Origin of the sequence: Flammeovirga agarivorans, assembly GCF_012641475.1 — a bacterium.
Classification (GTDB): Bacteria; Bacteroidota; Bacteroidia; order Cytophagales; family Flammeovirgaceae; genus Flammeovirga; species Flammeovirga agarivorans.
In genome coordinates this window covers 357,581-376,199 of sequence record NZ_JABAIL010000003.1, presented here as the reverse complement: position 1 = coordinate 376,199, position 18,619 = coordinate 357,581, and the positions used below count along the sequence as shown (strand labels likewise).

General features: G+C 34.6%; 17 protein-coding genes and 1 pseudogene. 13 read left to right on the top strand and 5 right to left on the bottom strand.

Annotation, left to right across the window (positions count from 1 at the left end; genetic code table 11):
* Positions 1 to 69: 69 nt before the first annotated feature.
* The 7 genes from HGP29_RS10690 (at position 70) to HGP29_RS10660 (ending at position 7,480) form a co-directional block, all read left to right on the top strand.
* Positions 70 to 1,521, top strand: a complete 1,452-nt coding sequence (locus HGP29_RS10690) for a TIR domain-containing protein (RefSeq protein ID WP_168882392.1) — start codon at positions 70 to 72, stop codon at positions 1,519 to 1,521.
* An 88-nt stretch (positions 1,522 to 1,609) separates the two neighbouring features.
* On the top strand, positions 1,610 to 2,344 hold the full coding sequence (locus HGP29_RS10685; RefSeq protein WP_168882391.1) for a LytR/AlgR family response regulator transcription factor: 735 nt from the start codon (positions 1,610 to 1,612) through the stop codon (positions 2,342 to 2,344).
* Between the two features lie 128 nt (positions 2,345 to 2,472).
* Positions 2,473 to 3,405, top strand: a complete 933-nt coding sequence (locus HGP29_RS10680; RefSeq protein WP_168882390.1) for an acetoacetate decarboxylase family protein — start codon at positions 2,473 to 2,475, stop codon at positions 3,403 to 3,405.
* Positions 3,406 to 3,411: 6 nt separating this feature from the next.
* Positions 3,412 to 4,431, top strand: a complete 1,020-nt coding sequence (locus HGP29_RS10675; protein ID WP_168882389.1) for an acetoacetate decarboxylase family protein — start codon at positions 3,412 to 3,414, stop codon at positions 4,429 to 4,431.
* A gap of 51 nt (positions 4,432 to 4,482) precedes the next feature.
* Positions 4,483 to 5,532 carry a sensor histidine kinase gene (locus HGP29_RS10670; protein WP_168882388.1) on the top strand — a complete coding sequence of 350 codons (1,050 nt, stop codon included), beginning with the start codon at positions 4,483 to 4,485 and terminating at the stop codon, positions 5,530 to 5,532.
* 179 nt (positions 5,533 to 5,711) lie between these two features.
* The gene (locus HGP29_RS10665; protein WP_168882387.1) at positions 5,712 to 6,755 is read left to right on the top strand and encodes a prolyl oligopeptidase family serine peptidase; all 1,044 of its coding nucleotides are present in this window, start codon (positions 5,712 to 5,714) and stop codon (positions 6,753 to 6,755) included.
* An 86-nt stretch (positions 6,756 to 6,841) separates the two neighbouring features.
* Positions 6,842 to 7,480: a YqiA/YcfP family alpha/beta fold hydrolase gene (locus tag HGP29_RS10660; protein WP_168882386.1), complete on the top strand. Its 639-nt coding sequence runs from the start codon at positions 6,842 to 6,844 to the stop codon at positions 7,478 to 7,480.
* Between the two features lie 32 nt (positions 7,481 to 7,512).
* Here HGP29_RS10660 and HGP29_RS29120 read toward each other — a convergent pair.
* A pseudogene (locus tag HGP29_RS29120) lies at positions 7,513 to 7,923 on the bottom strand (DUF1016 N-terminal domain-containing protein).
* A 131-nt stretch (positions 7,924 to 8,054) separates the two neighbouring features.
* Here HGP29_RS29120 and HGP29_RS10645 point away from each other — a divergent pair.
* The 3 genes from HGP29_RS10645 (at position 8,055) to HGP29_RS10635 (ending at position 11,052) form a co-directional block, all read left to right on the top strand.
* Positions 8,055 to 8,945: a YqiA/YcfP family alpha/beta fold hydrolase gene (locus HGP29_RS10645; RefSeq protein ID WP_168882383.1), complete on the top strand. Its 891-nt coding sequence runs from the start codon at positions 8,055 to 8,057 to the stop codon at positions 8,943 to 8,945.
* A gap of 93 nt (positions 8,946 to 9,038) precedes the next feature.
* A complete protein-coding gene (locus HGP29_RS10640; RefSeq protein ID WP_168882382.1) occupies positions 9,039 to 9,605 on the top strand; it encodes a hypothetical protein in 567 nt (188 codons plus the stop codon).
* 130 nt (positions 9,606 to 9,735) lie between these two features.
* Positions 9,736 to 11,052 carry a purple acid phosphatase family protein gene (locus HGP29_RS10635; protein ID WP_168882381.1) on the top strand — a complete coding sequence of 439 codons (1,317 nt, stop codon included), beginning with the start codon at positions 9,736 to 9,738 and terminating at the stop codon, positions 11,050 to 11,052.
* Positions 11,053 to 11,225: 173 nt separating this feature from the next.
* On the opposite strand, the gene HGP29_RS10630 is transcribed toward HGP29_RS10635, so the two are convergent.
* The 4 genes from HGP29_RS10630 to HGP29_RS10615 all read right to left on the bottom strand — a co-directional run bounded on the left by HGP29_RS10630 (position 11,226) and on the right by HGP29_RS10615 (position 14,843).
* On the bottom strand, positions 11,226 to 12,182 hold the full coding sequence (locus tag HGP29_RS10630; protein WP_168882380.1) for a helix-turn-helix domain-containing protein: 957 nt from the start codon (positions 12,180 to 12,182) through the stop codon (positions 11,226 to 11,228).
* A 141-nt stretch (positions 12,183 to 12,323) separates the two neighbouring features.
* Positions 12,324 to 13,427, bottom strand: a complete 1,104-nt coding sequence (locus tag HGP29_RS10625) for an alpha/beta fold hydrolase (RefSeq protein WP_168882379.1) — start codon at positions 13,425 to 13,427, stop codon at positions 12,324 to 12,326.
* 9 nt (positions 13,428 to 13,436) lie between these two features.
* Entirely contained in the window at positions 13,437 to 14,024 is a 588-nt protein-coding gene (locus tag HGP29_RS10620) for a hypothetical protein (protein WP_168882378.1), read from the bottom strand.
* Positions 14,025 to 14,090: 66 nt separating this feature from the next.
* Positions 14,091 to 14,843, bottom strand: a complete 753-nt coding sequence (locus tag HGP29_RS10615) for a head GIN domain-containing protein (RefSeq protein ID WP_168882377.1) — start codon at positions 14,841 to 14,843, stop codon at positions 14,091 to 14,093.
* Positions 14,844 to 15,670: 827 nt separating this feature from the next.
* Here HGP29_RS10615 and HGP29_RS10610 point away from each other — a divergent pair.
* From HGP29_RS10610 to HGP29_RS10600, 3 genes are all read left to right on the top strand, one after another.
* Positions 15,671 to 16,633 carry a GlxA family transcriptional regulator gene (locus HGP29_RS10610; protein ID WP_168882376.1) on the top strand — a complete coding sequence of 321 codons (963 nt, stop codon included), beginning with the start codon at positions 15,671 to 15,673 and terminating at the stop codon, positions 16,631 to 16,633.
* A 73-nt stretch (positions 16,634 to 16,706) separates the two neighbouring features.
* Entirely contained in the window at positions 16,707 to 17,627 is a 921-nt protein-coding gene (locus tag HGP29_RS10605) for an EamA family transporter (RefSeq protein ID WP_168882375.1), read from the top strand.
* Positions 17,620 to 18,525, top strand: coding sequence for an NAD(P)-dependent oxidoreductase (locus HGP29_RS10600; RefSeq protein ID WP_168882374.1), 906 nt, complete (start codon positions 17,620 to 17,622; stop codon positions 18,523 to 18,525). The genes HGP29_RS10605 and HGP29_RS10600 overlap by 8 nt, the downstream gene beginning before the upstream one ends.
* The last annotated feature ends 94 nt before the right edge of the window (positions 18,526 to 18,619 follow it).

Below are 18,619 nucleotides of genomic sequence, written 5' to 3'. Positions count from 1 at the left end.
CACCGGGTGACGCACCCGCTGGTCGTAGTTTAGCATTCACGTTATGTGTAAATAAAATAAACGAAAAAAATGAAGCCAAAAATATTCATAGGCTCTTCTGTAGAGGGACTAAGTGTTGCATATGCCATTCAACAAAACTTAATACATAGTGCAGAAGTAACAGTATGGGACCAGGGTGTTTTCGAACTTTCATCAACAACAATAGAATCTCTAGAAGAAGCACTTGACAAATCGGACTATGGAATTTTCATATTTAGTCCAGATGATGTAACCAAAATTCGAAAAGATGAATTCAGTGTTGTAAGAGACAATGTGATTCTTGAATATGGGTTATTTGTTGGGAAATTGGGACGCGAAAGAGTCTTCTTTGTGAAGCCAATGAACCAAGATTTACACTTACCTACTGATCTATTGGGTATTACACCCGGCAATTACGAGAACGACAGAGATGACAAAAGTTTACAGGCAGGCACAGGAGCATTCTGTAATCAAGTCCGACAAAAAATATCTAAGCTGGGAAAACGAAAAGAAACTGAGGAAGAGGGTAAGTCATCAGAAAAAGAGGACAGCAATACTCCTAAAGATAATGAATGGTTTCATGATTTTGATTCTAAAAAATTTAGTGCAGCTAAAACAAAACTTGAAAACCTTTTAAAAGAACAAACTGATGAAATAAAAATCATTGAACATAGAGCTTGGATAGCATACTGCATATTCAAAGAAAATGAGAATAAAGGTATCGAAGAATTAGACAAAATTATTATAGACTACTCTGAAAATGAACACTCATTCATGGCAGTATGTAAAATTTTGTATAGGGAAGATTACAATGATAAATCAATAAAATTAGCTGAAAAAGCAATCACAAAATTTCCAAACTCTACAAAGTTGAAACTTCTGAAGGCAGATTGCATCAATAATTCCTCCTCTCCGGAGGAAAGTATAGAGTATTTGAAATCAATCAATAACGGAAATGATATAGACATTGCTCTAACATTAGTTAACTCTTATATGGATGAGAAAGATTTTATTGAAGCTCGATCCATCGTTCACTCTATCTATCAAGAATACCCTAACAATAGATTGATAAAATATAAATATTCTAGGATTGCATACGAATTGGGAGAGAATGAAATAGCACTTTTCCTTCTTGAATCTTTAACTACAGAATATCCAGAAAATAGCACATACTGGGGTTACCTGAGTAATGTATGCGTTAGTTTAGATTATTATGATTTAGCCTTGACAGCAAAGAGAAGGGCACAAAAAATAACGGAATCTAAAGAAGAATGGATAGTCTCAAACATTGGCAATATGTTTAAGAATAAAGGGTTTTATACTGAATCCATTGAATACTTTGAAAAAGCTCTTACAATTAATAGCGAATCTGAATTTGCTCATGATAGAATGGCAACTGCAATAAAACTAAGACAGAGTGAAAAGGAGGAAATAGAAAAGTCAATTAAATTAGGTCGAAAAGAAATAAGAAACTACAAACCTGACACTGTTGTTGAGTCGTGAAAAATATCATGCACACATAACATAACCTAAACTGCATTAAAACGCAGATTAGCCATTACGCTAATAAAAATCAACCACACCCTCACAAATGAAAACCACCCCAACATACAAATGTTTGATTATTGATGATGAGCAATTTGCTAGAGAGTTAATTGCTGATTATTTAAAGTCATTTCCTGAATTTGAGGTGGTCGGAAAATGCAAAAATACTTTAATGGCAAAAGAGGTATTAGCATCTGAGGATGTGGTGGATGTTATCTTCTTGGATATACAGATGCCGGAAGAAACGGGAATTGAGTTTTTAAAGAAGCACAGTGTTCAGCCGAAAATTGTTTTTACGACTGCTTATGCAGAATATGCTGTAGAGAGTTACCATTTCGATGTGGCAGACTATCTACTAAAACCCATCACTGAAGAACGCTTCGGGCAGATGATCCAAAAATTGAAGAAACAACTCGATACCGAAGAAAAAGCAAAAGCCTTTGAACTACTGGAAATCATTCCTAATGATGCGATCAAAATAAAAACAGGGGCATCCACCGTAAAAATTTACTTTAACGAGCTGCTTCATTTGCAGGCAGAGGGTGAATACATTAAGTACATCACAAAAGACAAAAGTTACCTTGTGCTGGGAAGCTTAAAGAAAATCGCTGAAGAACTACCTCCACTGTTTATTCAAGTACATCGGAGCCATATCGTCGCATTATCAAAAGTCAAAGAGCGAAAGAATTATACACTTTTCCTCCATGACCAATCACAAATTCCTATTGGAAAAACCTACCGCTCCAAAGTTTTAGAACGGCTAAAAGAGATAAATTTTTAGACAGTGAGCTAACTATTTTGTCCATTCAATGAGTATCACTTTCCATTCACTGAAAGTTCGTTGTAATACTTTCAAGGTAGTAAAATAGACCGTAGTTTTGATCAAAATAATAAGCAAAAACAGCGGTAATGAGAACAGTAACTATACTTCTAGTATTTATCAGTTGGATTGGTCTATCTAACTATTGTACTGCTCAAAACAAGAGTACAACGTATGATCCCCAACGAGTGATGCAGTTTCTAGATCATAATCATGACAATAAAATAAGTCAAGAAGAAGCGAAACATGCCCAACGCCTCGCCAATAATTTTACTTATCTGGATACCAATAAAGATGGATTTCTAGATTTGGAGGAATTAAAAGGGACGAACCAAACCACTAGTCGCTATACGTATTTAGAAAGTGAAGGGGTGTTTATCTACTACGAAACTCAAGAAAAAAAATTGTATCGACAGCTACTGCCTACAGCGTTTGATTTGCCAGAACGCTTGCTCGTCTATACTTTTATTTGTGACTTCTATAAGATGGATGCAGCAACTCAGCCCTACAAAGAGGCTTCGGTATTTTTGTTAGGCCAATACAAAGGCAAAGAAGTATGGCACTGTATCTATATGCCTGTAACCAGCAGAGAATCTATGTTAGCAGGCATACACCGTTTGGGCCTTCCTAAAACGATGGGCACTATCGATTTTGTCAAGGAGAACAACGACTATAAAGGGACTGTCACAGACGAAAACCAATGTACCATGACATTAAGTATCGCTACCGAAAAGTATTCGGTCAGTAAAGACGAAGTAGCACTAATCAATCAATTGTCAGTGATTCCAAAAATGAATCTCCTCAATGGAGAAGTAATTGAAATGGGTGGAGGGAGAAATGGCGATATTTTCGGATTGGCTCAAAAGTACCCCAATAAAGTCACTATCATTAGTGGAAAAAGCGAGATTCATGTTGATACCTCTACTGTAGAGGGCAATTATCCTCTGAACCTCACACCCAGCAAAATACTTGGGGGCTACTATATGTTGAATAAAATTCCTTTTCGTCTGGGTAAGAAATAAACGATTATGAAAAACTATATCCTACTTCTATTCACCGTCCTACTTTTCTCATGCAGTAAAGAGGAGGCTCTGGAGAATATTGCCGTTGCTGATTTTGACTATACCATGGAGGTCATGGATAATACTGCGGTCGTCCGTTTAAATAATCTATCACAACATGCTACAGAATACCAATGGACTTCCGATTCTATTCTATCACAAAATACGGAAGAACACCCTTCCATCACTTTTACCAATAATGGAACTTATACCGTAACATTGGAGGCCTCCAACGCACATTCTTCAAATGTCAAAAGTAAGACAATTACCATTGATACACTATTTGAACATATCCCTTACCGTTATTTAGAAAATGATGGAATATTTATGTACTACGAAACAGATGACGTAGCACTCTATCAAAGTTTTATTCCTAAGGAATTTAATATGCCTAGCAGAATGGTGGTTTTCTCTTTCTTCAACGATTTTTACAAGCTAGACCATGGAGCTATCCCTTACAAAGAAAATGCGATTTCGATCCTTGTAGAATACCAAGGTCAAGAGTTTTTCCACTGTATCTATATGCCTGTAACGGACGAACATTCGATGTGGGCAGGAATTTTAGGGCTAGGGCTTCCTAAATCTTTAGGCGATATTAGTTTTGTCAACATCTCTCCAAATTACACCGGAAGTGCTGAAAATATTTTAGGAGGAACGATGGATATGACAGTCAATACGCAGAACTTTTCGGTGACAAATGATGACAAACAAGAGATGATCGACTTATCTTTACTAAGATCGATACAGATCAGAAATGGAAAGGTAATTGAGATTGGTAAAACGGGAGGCAATGCAACGAGTATCATACAACTAGCGGAGCAATTCCCTAACAAAATGACACTCACTTTTGGGGAAGCGTCTATAGTGACAAATACGGAAAGTATATCTTTTAAGCATCCTCTAGACCTTACTCCATCTCGAATTATTGGTGGATACTACCTTAAAAACCAAATTGCTTTTGGGTTAACAGGTAATCCTTTAAAGTAAAGATCGGTTATATTGTAGCCTCCAAACATTTGGCAATAAGAACATTGAGTCATGAACTTTATAGTAAATAAAAAAGGGAGTGTTGCTGTCCAGATTATATTTTGGATGCTCTATTACCTATTAGTTGTTAAGTTATTTCAGGAAAATAACAATGCGAAATTAGACGCTACCCTTCAAGCAGTGGTTATGGTGGTTACTTTTGCAGGTATAAGTTATTTGAATACACTGTTCTTTATCCCACAACTCTTTACTAAAAAAAGATACCTGACTTACCTGTTTGTTGTTTTACTGATCATTACCCTCACTCCATTTTTTTTATTATGGATAAGTAAAACAATACACTTCTATTCATTAGGGCAAAAGAATTTACCCATTAGAAGCTTAGGGAAACACCGCTTTTTGCGAGTACTTATTCCTACGATATTCTTTGTTTTTGGCAGTACAATCCTTCGACTAATTTTAGATTTCACAAGAAATGAAACACGAAGAGTACAAATAGAAAAAGAGCGTTTGTTGGCAGAAAATAAGTTTTTACGCTCACAGATGAACCCTCATTTTTTTCTAAATGCCTTAAACAATTTAAATGCGGTTATTCGGTTATCACCCGATAAATCTGAACAATATATTACTACCCTCGCCAATATGATGCGTTATGTTACTTACGACTGTAAGCACTCCAGAGTACCTCTAGTTAAGGAAGTGGATTACATTAAAAATTACCTCTACTCCCAAGAGATAAAAGATAGTGACCTGACTGCTACATTCCATGTATCAATAGAAAATCCAGCCGCTCAAATTGAGCCTATGCTATTGATGCCCTTTGTAGAAAACCTCTTTAAACATGGCTACTTTGACGGGTCTCAATCCGCTTCTATTGATATCAGACAACAAGAAAACAGCATTTGGTTTCACTGTAAAAATAGCGTCAAACCCAACCCCTCTCATAACTCAGACCCTGCCTACAGTGGGTTAGGAATACAAAACGTAAAAGAAAGACTGGAAGCGAGCTACTTCAACAAATACCAGTTGGATATTACCAATAACACGATCCATTTTGAAGTAAAACTAGTCGTAGAGGTGGATGCTGATGCTAAGTCGTAGCTCATCTATAGTTTTGAAATAAAGCATGCATCAACTACAGCTTACCTTCAATATTCTTATCACTCACCTTAAAAATAATTTAGCTGGAATATTTGCAGTATTGAAAAAAATAATACTACATTAAAAAAATGTGACAATAGATATTCTAGACAAAACACCTTACAACACAAAAATATAACATGAATAAACTAATTACTTATTTCACTTCATTGGCCGTTCTATTCTTAGTGGGTTGCAATGACAATACTCCCGAAGTTCAAAATAATGGAGAAGGGACAATTAGATCAGCATCAACATTTTCAGTAGTAACACAAGAAGATATTACCTATGCAGAGGGCCTTGGACGTAACCCTTCAAACTCCTCTCTTGTTACGGTCCCCTTAAAGTTGGACATCTATTTTCCAGATAACAGTTACTCCGATCGACCTGTTTTTATGTTTATACATGGAGGAGGATTTAAAGGTGGAACAAAAACAAAACCTGAGATTGTTGAAATGGCTGAGTACTATGCTTCAAGAGGATGGGTTTTTGCCTCTATAGATTATAGAACAACAGAGGAACTAGGTAGTCTACAAGGTCTTTCTCAAGACGACTTATTTACGTACTACAAAGGAATAGCTCCTCAGGAATGGATCGAGAACACTTTTGAAGGGGCTGAAACACAAGAACAAGTTCAACAGTCTATTGCCATGTATACCGCTCAAAGGGATTCAAAAGCAGCTCTTCGTTGGCTCATCGCCAATGCAAACAACTATAACATCGATAAAGATCTGATAACTGTTGGAGGTGCTTCTGCGGGAGCGATTACTACGATTGCATTAGGAATCTCAAATCCGGAAGATTTTAGAGACGAAATAAGTCTTGATGATGACCCTACACTCTCCTCAACAAATTTAGATCAAACCTATGATATAAAGAGTATGATATACTTTTGGGGGTCAAATATTAAACTGGATGTATTTGAAGGGGTTTACCAACTGAACCGTTACGACGCTAATGACCCTGAGTTATTTATGGCACATGGAGACCAACCCGACCCTGTTACACCTTATGAAGAAGCCCTTGAATTGCAAGGCATATATGATTCTTTAGGTATTTACAATCAACTCTACACATTAGAAGGGTTTGGGCATGGTGCTTGGAATGCAACCGTTAATGGAAAAGGGCTATTTGAATTATCATTTGACTTCCTTGTTGATAGACAAAACTTAATCACTGAATAAAACACTCCTCACAGCACCTTCAAGTCAAAAATCCTAACGTAGGTATACTTCTACGTTAGGGTTAATAACGAAATAAATCCCGCTCTATGAAATTTATTCTAAGCCTAGTACTCTGTTTAAACTTCACTTTAGCTTGGTGTAATGATACGCCAAATCAACGCGTTCTATTTTTCTTACATCAGCGTTTTCTTGAAGACCATGGCTTACATGAGGAACACCCGGAGTATGGAAAACCGGAGTACAAAGAGATCATCGCTAAGTTTAAAGAAAGTGGTTTTACAGTCATCAGTGAGAAGCGACCTAATAATACAAATCCGTACGATTATGCTCGAAAGGTAGTAGCACAGATTGATAAGCTTATCGAAGAAGGAAGACCGGCAAAAAATATTACCATCGTTGGTACTTCAAAAGGCGGATATATCGCACAGTATGTCTCTACCTACGCACAAAATCCTCAACTGAATTTTGTTTTCGTCGCATGTTTCACCAATGAAGACTTAGAAACATTGCCTGATATCAACTATTGTGGGAACATACTAACGATATATGAAAAAACTGATCCTTATGGTGAGTCTGCCATTGCAAGAGTAAAAACCTCAAACTGTACTGTTCATCATTTTAAAGAAATTGAATTAACTACGGGTTTAAGTCATGGCTTCCTCTTTAAAGCATTAAACGATTGGTTAGACCCTGTCATCAAGTGGGCCAATGGTAACTATAAATAGTAGCAAAGTTTACCTACAATCTTAATAATGGACTAAGATAACATTGACCGTTCATATAAACTACTATCTAATTGTCTTTGTAGTTCTCGATTAGAATACTTTTCTTCTTGAGTAATTTTAAGGTAAAACTCTGTTTCTTCTATTGATTTACATTGAGAAATAATAAGTAAATTATTCGACCAACTAATTTCTCTCACCAGTGGTGAGAGTTTTTATTTATCAGAGTAGTGCTCATAAAATTGCTTCATTCTCCATAAATTTTAAGAAGAAAAGCCCTTATTGTTATGAATAGATTTAGAGATATATTGAGATAGTTGTTTTACTACATTTGTCCTCCAATTGTCAAGTGTACATTTTTTTGAAATATATTCACCAAGGTTCCAATATAGTTCTATCAAATCTGTATTGACATTTCTAATTGCTTTATCTTTTGAGACTTTAATTTACTTAAGAATCTCAACGAATGATTGTTATTCATTATTTTTGTCTGACATAAAGCAAAGTTAAAAATTTAATGCTACTTTTTTCTTAAGATAAATAGTATAACTAATCAATAATCACCCCACTAAATACAATGAAACAAAGCATTACCTATTACTTAACCCTTTTAGTGATCAGACTTAAAGGGATTAAAAGAAACTTTAGTCAAGATCCGATTGATGTTTCAAAAATTCGAAAGGAAGATGTTCACCATCCTTCGGGTCGTTTCTTCAAAAAATACCTATTACAAACGTTTAAAATTTCAGATTCCAATATCTCGGAAATAGGAGTAGACAAAAACGCCGAAAACCTTTTGATATTTATCCATGGGGGAGCCTTTATTTCTGGTCCTGCTCAACATCATTGGGATACCATCATAGAAATTGCAAAAAGAACGAACTATAAAATCTGGATGTGTGATTATCCAAAGGCTCCAGAAAGTCAAATCGATAAAATATCAGAAAATATTGATACGATTTATTCATCCGCTTTAGAGAAACACCAAGCCGATCGAATCACTATTATTGGAGATTCCGTAGGTGGTACTTTAGTCACTGCTCTCACTCAGCGATTGCTTATAAAGAAAGTTGCATTACCCAATAAATTAATTCTTGTTTCTCCTGTCATGGATGCCAGCATGTCCAACCCTGATATTGAACATTATGAGCAAAAAGATCCGATGCTTTCAAAAACGGGTGTGTTAAGTGCTAAAAAAATGTGTGCTGGAAATATTGATTTAAAAGAACCGATGATCTCCCCATTGTATGGAACTTTCGAAGGGTTTCCAAAGACCTTATTATTTCTAGCCCAAAATGATATCATGTATCCTGATGGAAAATTAGCTCAATTAAAAATGGAGAAGAGCCATGTCAACCTCAAAGTCTTTGATGGTGAAAACATGCCGCATATTTGGCCTTTCTTACCGGTAATGAAAGAAGCGAAAACTGCTCTGGATAAAATTATTGATGAAATAAAGGTCAATTAAAATCCATTTTAAGACCTTTGGTAGAAGTAGTGTAAAATTCAACGAATACCACTACGTAAAATTGTATATAATCATCACCTAAAAATCACAAAAATGAGTCATATCGATTCTTTCAAACATGAGTTAGTGGGATATCTTGGGTATCTACCTGTTTATCATCCTTTAGAAGAAATTGAAGGAGATTTTACCTGCGACGAAACTCAACTTGTACTAGGTGGAGGTAGTGGTGAACACCCTGCTTTAGTCATTGAAAATCCAACGGCTACAGTCGCCTTCTTTTTAAAAGAGGTCATAAAACAAGAAAAGAAATTAAAACATTGGGAAGAGTTAATTGCTCCTTACCTACCTTATGGATCAGATGATTTACTCTCCTTTTATGAGTGGAATATCGCTAGATATAGTGACTTGGATGAAATGTCTAAATCTGTTTCACTTCGTCACCCAATTCATGAGGAAAGTATAGAAGATTGGTTAATACTTGGTATAGGAGAGTTTATCTTTTTCTCGATGCCTGAACTCGCTTCCCATCTAATGAGTCAGCTAGATGACCCTTATAAGGAATTTTATTACAGCAGGTATAATAATATTATGGTGATCCCTCCTAATTTTCCCGTTTTCTCCAATGGAGGCAATAAATTCTTCAACAAAAAAAGTGAATAATCTGAACTGAAGATAATAGGTGATTGCGATCTCTAAATCTGATCTAAACCTATTATCTTTGGGTATATTTTAAATAAAAAGTACTGTATTTAATCCATTTCTTTAAATAACTGCTTCACTAAATAACAAAATGAAACTTTGCACACTTATCTTTTCTCTGTTCTTAGTAGTGAATGTTTTTGGACAACATAAACACAATCATTATAAACATAGAGAGCTACACCATTGGGAACTACCAAGCAAAGATCCAGACAGAATAGTCTTAACTTTTAATGGAAACCCTGCCACAAATAGAGCAGTGACATGGCGCACCAACGAACAGATCGAAAAAGGCTATGCTCAAATTGCATTAGCGACTATGGACTTGACGTTTTCAAAAAATGCGAAACAAATCGAAGCAAAAAGCAGACAGTTTGATTTGGGATTACATACCAGCAATACACCATTGATAGTTCATTACCATAGTGTCACTTTTGAAGATCTTGAACCCGACCAATACTACGTATATAGAGTTGGAGATGGAAATGAAAATTGGTCAGAATGGATCCAATTTAAGACCGCAAAAAAGGAATATTCACCCACACAGTTTGTCTATTTTGGTGATGCACAAAGCAATGTACTTGAAAATTGGTCGAGGGTAGTCAGAACGGCCTACCAAACAGCTCCTAATGCCTCTTTTGCCATACATGCCGGAAACTTCGTTGATAATGCACATAATGATAATGCATGGGCAAAATGGTTTAAAGCTGCGGGGTTTATTCATAGTAGATGGACTACAGTTCCCGTAGTAGGTAGTCAGGAGTTTGAGTCATTATATAAAAACTCACCGAAGCAATTGTCGATGCTTTGGAAACCACAATTTACCCTACCAAGAGAAACAGGAATAAGTAAAAGATTACATGAAACCGTTTATTCTTTCGATTACCAAGAGGTCCAAATTATTGTCCTGAACTCCAACCAACAAATTGAAGAACAGACAAAATTTTTAGAAGAAAAATTAAGAAGCAGTCAAGCAAAGTGGAATATAGTTACTTTCCATCATTCTATTTTTTCTCCCACAAAAAGGGAACATTTCCAACTAGGTAATGAGCAATGGCAACCTATCCTTCAAAAGTATAATGTCGACCTTGTATTAAATAGTCATACACAAACTTATACAAGAGGTCATACTCCAACGAATCAGGATAAAGAACTAGGGACTGTATATGTCACTTCAGTGAGTGGATCAGAGCAAAATAAACTTGATACGAAGAAGGTAAAATCTTTTCAAGCCAATGGTTATCAACTAGACCAATCCGGTGAACAGTCTCAATTATTTCAAGTGATTAGTATTGCAGGGAATACATTAAAGTACGTAGCATATACCGTTTTTGGAGATGAATATGATCGTATGGAAATCACGAAAGATTTTAGTACAAACAAAAAAGTGATCATTGAAAGTAAGTGAAAATAACAGGGGTATATTCTTTATAAATCTGTATGAGAGGTTAATTACCATCTAAAAGTACAAAGAGAGATGTAATGAAAAAGGAATTAGAAATCACCAATAGAAGTGTGATAGAATTTTATGGATTGAAACCTACAGTGATGAGGAAAAGTGTATGACATTAGAAGGTAGAATCAACCTTTATTATTCTGAATATATTCTGATGGGCTCATGCCAAATTCTTTTTTAAATTCTCTAGAAAAATGGTTGATGTTTGTAAAACTATACTCAGAGGCTATAAAGGACAGTTTATCAGTTGTTGATAGAAGAATATTTTTGATATGATTAATTCTTTGTTTTTTGTAATACTGATATATTGTTTGCTGATAGAACTGTTTAAATAGATCCCCTAATTTATTTTTATTGATCCCGTATTCTTTTGAAAGTTGTTGAATATTGGGTCTTTTTCTTAAATCTGATATAATTCCCTTCTGAATTTTAATCACACTATCTATCTCATAATTCTCATAAAACTCGTCATCTTTTACTTCATTATAATTGGATAGAATATTCTGAATACCGTACAATAGATCAAATATTTTTGTCTCACCCCAAAGTACTTTTAGTGGTTCATAAACTTCTCTAGCTGAGAAAAATAACTTCTTCCATAAACTAGTATCATTGTTGCCTGAGTGATAAACCACATTATCCATATTGTCTAATATTTTTTCAATCTCAGAGTGTGCTACCCCTTCATTGAAAGCTATTGAAACTGCCTGATTATGTGTACCTTTCTCAAACTTGAATTTAACATCATTGAGATCTTTAAAGAAAAAGAAGCCACTTGGGTTTCGAACTTCCATCATACCTTTTCCATCTGCTTCTTTTGTTTCTATATGATCAAAAAAGCAAAGAAATTTGTACTTATAATCTTTGTGTGCCAATAGTTCTAAGTGGATATCAGAATATACCTCAAAATTGGTAATAATAACTTTCAGCTCTTTGGTTAGGTAAAGAAGAACCTCCCCTTTTGCTTCTTGATTATCTATTTTGATATTAAACTCACTATGAATTTCTCCATTAAATCGTTCTTTAAGATATAGAATTTCTGGGTTTTCAATTCTGTTTAAAATTTTATATCGGGTATTCATCAATAACTAGTTAAGCGTTTATTCTTAAGTTAATCATTTTTGATAAGAATTTTCAAAAAGTTATAATGACAAAACCCTAGAAAAGACCAAATTATGGTGATTCTAGGGTTATAGAATAAATAGCTAAATTAGATGTATTTATTATTTATGTGCCTTTACAAAATCTATAAGTGCATTACTAAATTTCATATTCTCTAGATACATTCCTATATGATCTGAATGTTCAAGAATTATCAACTCTTTATCCTCTTCAGGAGTATTGATCACATCGTAATAATCGTAAGCTACTTCTAGACCTATGATATCATCATATTTACCCCAAATTAAACAAGTGGGCAATGTAATTTTATCCATCTCTGGAGTGAAATCATAGAACTCTTGAATACTTGAATGGTCCGTAAAGCTGTTCATCAATTGAGATGTTCTAATATCATTTGTCCATTCATTTAAATGGTTGTATGGAGAATAAAAATCAATTTCACTCTTAGATACCTGAATTAAACCATCTGATTCATCTTGAACATATGTATCCTGAACATAGTCGTAAACACTGTATACCAATTCATTTAGAATTGTCAATTGTTCCCAGTTATCTATAGGATCATTTTGTAATGTCCATTGCACTACTTCTTCCAAAGTTGTGAAGGTTTTCCCTTCAACTTTAATCGTCTTTGGCATACTCAAACCCTTCTCGATCATCTCTTGGGCAAAGTCATGTACATAATCCATTCTTGCACTATATTCATGTTCGCTACTATGGGCCCCATTAGAAAGAATCACTCCTTGAAGACCGACTTCCTCTGTGATTAGATAATGGGTTGTAAGAATCACTCCCCAACTGTGCCCCATGGCAAAGATCTTTTTATCAGCACCGTACTTGTTTTTCAACATGTTCACCACATATTTCATGTCTTCAGAAAATTGCTCTATCGTCATAAGATCTTTACTGAAGTTACCTTGTGATGAACCAGAATGTCTTTGGTCCCAGTAGGCTACCATAAACTCCTTTTCTACTAACCCCCCAAGGTCTTCAATATGTGGTGCAGATGACCCACCTGCTCCTCCATGTACCATTAAGATAATGGCATCGGAATCATATTTACCTCTCACAAGTACTGGCATAGAAGCTCCTTTATGTTTTAGGAACAACATCTCTCCTTCTTTCAATAGGTCATTTTCTTTTTGACAAGACCAAAGAAGTGATAATACAAGGCTAATAAGGGCTATCTTTATAATAAATTTCATGTTTGTGACTTATCTTAGATGGTATAAAAATTTAACTTCCAAAGCAGTTCTAGCTGTGACTGCAGTGTTATAGGGTGCTTGAAAATAGAAGTGAGGAACAACCATAGCAGAAATTGGTAAGTTCATTTTTTTCTCAAAATCCCATCCCAAGCCTAGGTTTAGACCAAATGTGAAATAAGAATCTGCCTTTGCTCCTTTTTCAAAACCATTTTCTGTAGGTGTATAAACTTCACCATCAAGAACAGCCAACATATAACCCATTTCGAAATTAATACTGCTGATAAAGCCACTTTTACTGATTCTCTGTCTACCAATTTCACCAGTAAACAGTAGACCATCATGATTCATTTTATGTTTATAATAGGTGAAATAACCACCTACTACCCAAGATTTGTCTACTACATTTGTTTCGTTTTTCACTTTTGTTTTTTGTGATATCGGAGTTAAGTAACCGATACGAAAACCTGGGTGAGTCACAAATTCACCATAATAGGATAATGAAACTTGATGTTTTGTAGGGGTGTAATTAGTTTCTTCTTGTGCGAATAATTGTATTGATGAAAACATCAACATGATAAATATTGCTCTAAGCATCATTTAAGAATTTACTTATTATATGATTTAGTTATTTGAGAAATAGGGATCGGAATAAGCTTCGACTCTTTAGTTTCTGTTTCTGACAATCGTTGAAGGGTTACCATCAACTTTAATGTCACTACTACCTTCATTCTTAATCGATAAAGTATCAGTACAGTATACATGAACATCACCAGAACCTGAATTTGAAAGTGTCACATTTTTAGTTTCAAGTTCACCAGCTTCTAATTCTCCAGAACCTTCTAACATCGCCTCTAAGCTTTGTGAAGTACCTGATAATTCTATTTCACCAGATCCTCTGCTAATAATCGAAACCTCATTTGATGCAATTTTTGAGATACTAACATCACCAGTACCTTCCAAAAGAATTTCGATTGCAGTTGTTGCAGACGTAGCATCTTCAAATACAATAGTACCACTACCAATTAAGTTTACTTCAAGTGTTTCACCTTCAGTATTTAGGTCGTATGTTCTAATATCACCACTACCATTCAATGACACTTCAGTAAGTTTTGGAACCGTCACGTTTAAGTTGAAATCATATTGACTGAAGTTCTTATCTAAACTTACAATCAAAACACCATTTTGTACTTCATACGTTAGGTGATCCATTACCTCTTTTTGTGTTTCTATTACAAACGATTGTTCGTTACCCTCGTCAATAAAAACCTTACCTGCAATGTTGAATTGAATTCCTGTTACTGACTCTTCGATGTTTAAATCAAAAGATTGTTTTGGTGAATCGATGACATTTTCACCGTTGTTACAGCTTGTAAAAAAAACAATTGAGCTAAATAAAATTAAGATTAAGTTTTTCATAATACTTTCCTTATTGAAATTGAACCATTAAGTTTTACATCATCATGACACACCATTAATGTTCTACCCCTATTCTAAAAAGTGTTTTTTTCAAAACATTAAATCTGAGTGCCTACACCTATAGAAACGCACTTTATTAAAAAGCCGTTTTGCAAAAAAAATTATAACGGTTGCAAAAAAATCATGGCATAAAAAAAAGAGTCTGTCTCAGATTAAATCTGAAATAACCTCATTTACAATGACTTACAATAAGTTATCTCATAAGATCAGCACCAATAGGATCCAAAGTCATTAATGGTTCACCATCCATAGTATACAGAAGCAAAGTGTTTACTCTAAAGTAATAAATCAGCTCTGTTGATTTTGAATTCCCTTCTTCTCTAAAATGAATGACTTTATTCTGAATAATCTAATTTCTATTCCCCGATTCTAGCTTCCTCACCAGGTCTTTCATAGATAAAAACTTGATCTTCTTTTAACTCGATAAAATCATCTGTTTTCCCTTTTACAGACCATTTTTTAGAAATGCACTTTCGATTACATTCTGAGGAGTTTTCCTAGTACTCACTCTTTTTCCAGTATCATTTCCTCATTGATTTCTTTTGCAAAAAGACGGATCATCTGACCTTCTATTGTATAGACGAAAATAATTTCTACCTCTTTTGTCTCTGGATAAAATTATTGATGAAATAAAGGTCAATTAAAATAATAGTTGATTTAAGAGTTCGTAATTTCGAAATATCAAAAACCAATAAGGAAATGTTTATGATGCCTTATAATATAAGTTGATCCTTATTTAGTCATATTAAAAGCGATAACATTACGCAATGAAACAAGAAATATCAATAGTCTATTTTTATATACCCAAAGAAGTCACCATTCTTGATGTCACCGGAGTTGTACAAGTATTCGAAGAGGTTATCAATTTGGGTTTTAACTATCAACTACAATTTGTCAGTAATTATACAACGATAAAAAGTTCTTCTGGAATTCAGTTTTCAGCGTTGATCGACTTTAGAACTGTTACTCCAACAAAAAATGATATCGTTTTTATTTTTGGTTCCAGTACGCGTAAAATAGCTGATATTAAAGAAGATCCTTACTTTTTCGATTGGTTACTTCAAGCCAATGCTAACAAAACAACAATTTGTAGCGTTTGTACTGGCGCTTTTCTTTTAGCGGAATCAGGGCTCTTAAATAATAAAGAATGTACAATACATTGGGACTTGATCGATAGAATGAAAATTGATTTCCCTCATGTAAAAATTGCAGAGAATACATTGTTTACAAAGTCTGACAATATTTATACTAGTGCTGGTGTAATAACAGGTATTGATTTGGCTTTATACTTAATCGAAGAAAGACAAGGAAAGCAGATTGCAACAGAAGTCGCGAAAGAATTAGTAGTATATAAAAGGCGACTTGCCACTGAAGAACAAGTAAGTGTATACGTACAGAATAGAAACCATAAAGATGAAAAAATCCATGCTGTACAGGATTGGATTATTCAAAACTTAGAAAAGACTTCTACCATCGAAGATTTAGCGGAATTAGTGTTTGTTAGTCCTCGAAATTTAACCCGTACTTTTAAAAAACAAACAGGTATTACTATCGCTGAATACCGCACAAAATTGAGACTTGAAAAAGCTAAAAACTTACTCCGGTATTCTGATTATAAAGTAGAGCATATTGCCAATTTATGTGGATACAAAACATCAAAACAATTACGTGTGATGCTTGAAAAACATCACGAAGTCTTACCTACAGAAATTAAAAATAACCTGTCCTAAAACGACTATTGATTGTCCTTTCTTCATCATTTTGCTCCAAATATCTTTGTGATATTATTTAAAGTTAAATGTGATGAACTTACAGAGGTCAAATTTTAAAACAGTTTTTGCACTTACAGCACTCTATATAGGATGGGGTTCTACATATATGGCAATTGCTGTTACCTTAGAGTATTTTCCGCCTTTTCTATTGGGTGGTATCCGGTTTATTATAGCAGGGTTGCTCTTTCTCTTTTGGTCTTTATTGCAAGGACAAAAACTACCAAAAATAAAAGAACTACTGCAGATATGTTTTATAGGTCTCTTTTTACTTTTCCTTGGATCAGGATCAGTGGTTTGGGTAGAACAATACCTTAGCACAGGCCTTACTTCCATTGTTTGGGCATCTTTACCAATATGGTTAGTAGCAATGGATAAAAAGAGATGGTCATATTATAGATCCAATAAAAAACTACTGTTTGGATTACTAGTTGGCTTTTTAGGTGTCATACTTCTATTTGGAGATGATGAGTTTATACAATCTATCGATCTTAAATCTCTAGTCGCCTATTGTATCGCTTTTTTCGGTGTGATCTGTTTTGCGTTTGGTTCTCTCAAATCACAACAAGGCTCGTTTCAAAGTGATACTATTTTAATCGTAGCCATTCAGATGTTATGTGTTGGCTTGCTCTCGATGGTCATTAGTTTCTTGCTCGATGAAAAGTTAGTACCTCATACAACTCAGTCGGGTTTAGAAGCCTTATATGGGTTGATCTATCTTATAGTAGTCGGTTCATTAATCGCATATTTTTCATATGTATGGCTTTTAAAAGTATTACCCCCTTCAATCGTTGGGACATACACTTATATCAACCCGGCGATTGCCATCCTTCTCGGGTGGTGGTTTTTAAAGGAAACGGTTTCAGTCCAAAAAGTCCTCGCATTACTTCTTATTTTCATTGGGGTAGTGCTCATTAATTATTATAAATCAAAAAACATAAATGAAAATGTTTAAGCAAATAACAATAATAGATAAAACAGGCCTTCAAGAATGGGCAATAGAAAAGTTAGGAAAGTATTCAGAAAATCCGATAAAGGTATATGATGACATACCTTCCTCAGAAGAAGAAGCCGCAAAAAGAATAGAAGATGCCGACTGTGTTTTTGTTTCTTGGAATACTCAATTAACCGCCAAGGTAATGAGCAACGCAAAAGCACTTAAATATGTAGGAATGTGTTGCAGTTTATACGATAAAAAATCTGCTAATGTAGATATTGACTATGCTGATAAAAGTGGAATAATGGTTAAAGGCATAAGAGATTATGGTGATGAAGGGCTTATAGAATATATTCTCTCCGAGTTAATAAGACTACTAAAAGGAATCGGAAAACAACAATGGAAAGAAAACCCTGTGGAACTAACAGGAAGGAAAGTTGGGATTATTGGTATGGGAACAACAGGACAAATGTTGGCAGATCGATTACAAGCATTTGGAGCAAATGTCAGCTATTATAACAGAAGTAGAAAACCTCAAGTTGAAGAGAATGGGGTAAACTACTTAACATTGGATGAGCTGATAACATCCTCAGAAATTATCTCATTACATTTACCTAAAAACACGACTATTTTAAGCGAAGAAGAATTCACAAAATTGGGGGATGGTAAGATTCTGATAAATACCTCTCTTGGATTTACATTCGACAAATCAGCGTTTGACCATTGGATCTCAAACCCTACTAATTACGCAATTTTTGATGGGGATGGAATAGGTCAACACAAAGAAGAGTATGACAAATCTGAAAATATACTATCAACTGAAGTAGTTGCAGGTTGGACTATAGAAGCACAAGAAAGGTTATCACAAAAAGTATTAGATCATGTGATAGCATTTATAAATAATGAAAGTAGATAATTATATCACTACCTCTCTACTATTTTTAATGTTAAAACAGTAGAGGGGTTTCTACCTAAATTAACTCCCTCACAACTTTACATTAATGACTATC

What these genes read in the sequence shown, in the direction of transcription:
- HGP29_RS10690 (WP_168882392.1), top strand. Translation starts at nt 70, where the DNA reads ATGAAGCCAAAAATATTCATAGGCTCTTCTGTAGAGGGACTAAGTGTT.
- HGP29_RS10685 (WP_168882391.1), top strand. Translation starts at nt 1,610, where the DNA reads ATGAAAACCACCCCAACATACAAATGTTTGATTATTGATGATGAGCAA.
- HGP29_RS10680 (WP_168882390.1), top strand. Translation starts at nt 2,473, where the DNA reads ATGAGAACAGTAACTATACTTCTAGTATTTATCAGTTGGATTGGTCTA.
- HGP29_RS10675 (WP_168882389.1), top strand. Translation starts at nt 3,412, where the DNA reads ATGAAAAACTATATCCTACTTCTATTCACCGTCCTACTTTTCTCATGC.
- HGP29_RS10670 (WP_168882388.1), top strand. Translation starts at nt 4,483, where the DNA reads ATGAACTTTATAGTAAATAAAAAAGGGAGTGTTGCTGTCCAGATTATA.
- HGP29_RS10665 (WP_168882387.1), top strand. Translation starts at nt 5,712, where the DNA reads ATGAATAAACTAATTACTTATTTCACTTCATTGGCCGTTCTATTCTTA.
- HGP29_RS10660 (WP_168882386.1), top strand. Translation starts at nt 6,842, where the DNA reads ATGAAATTTATTCTAAGCCTAGTACTCTGTTTAAACTTCACTTTAGCT.
- HGP29_RS10645 (WP_168882383.1), top strand. Translation starts at nt 8,055, where the DNA reads ATGAAACAAAGCATTACCTATTACTTAACCCTTTTAGTGATCAGACTT.
- HGP29_RS10640 (WP_168882382.1), top strand. Translation starts at nt 9,039, where the DNA reads ATGAGTCATATCGATTCTTTCAAACATGAGTTAGTGGGATATCTTGGG.
- HGP29_RS10635 (WP_168882381.1), top strand. Translation starts at nt 9,736, where the DNA reads ATGAAACTTTGCACACTTATCTTTTCTCTGTTCTTAGTAGTGAATGTT.
- HGP29_RS10630 (WP_168882380.1), bottom strand. Translation starts at nt 12,182, where the DNA reads ATGAATACCCGATATAAAATTTTAAACAGAATTGAAAACCCAGAAATT.
- HGP29_RS10625 (WP_168882379.1), bottom strand. Translation starts at nt 13,427, where the DNA reads ATGAAATTTATTATAAAGATAGCCCTTATTAGCCTTGTATTATCACTT.
- HGP29_RS10620 (WP_168882378.1), bottom strand. Translation starts at nt 14,024, where the DNA reads ATGATGCTTAGAGCAATATTTATCATGTTGATGTTTTCATCAATACAA.
- HGP29_RS10615 (WP_168882377.1), bottom strand. Translation starts at nt 14,843, where the DNA reads ATGAAAAACTTAATCTTAATTTTATTTAGCTCAATTGTTTTTTTTACA.
- HGP29_RS10610 (WP_168882376.1), top strand. Translation starts at nt 15,671, where the DNA reads ATGAAACAAGAAATATCAATAGTCTATTTTTATATACCCAAAGAAGTC.
- HGP29_RS10605 (WP_168882375.1), top strand. Translation starts at nt 16,707, where the DNA reads ATGAACTTACAGAGGTCAAATTTTAAAACAGTTTTTGCACTTACAGCA.
- HGP29_RS10600 (WP_168882374.1), top strand. Translation starts at nt 17,620, where the DNA reads ATGTTTAAGCAAATAACAATAATAGATAAAACAGGCCTTCAAGAATGG.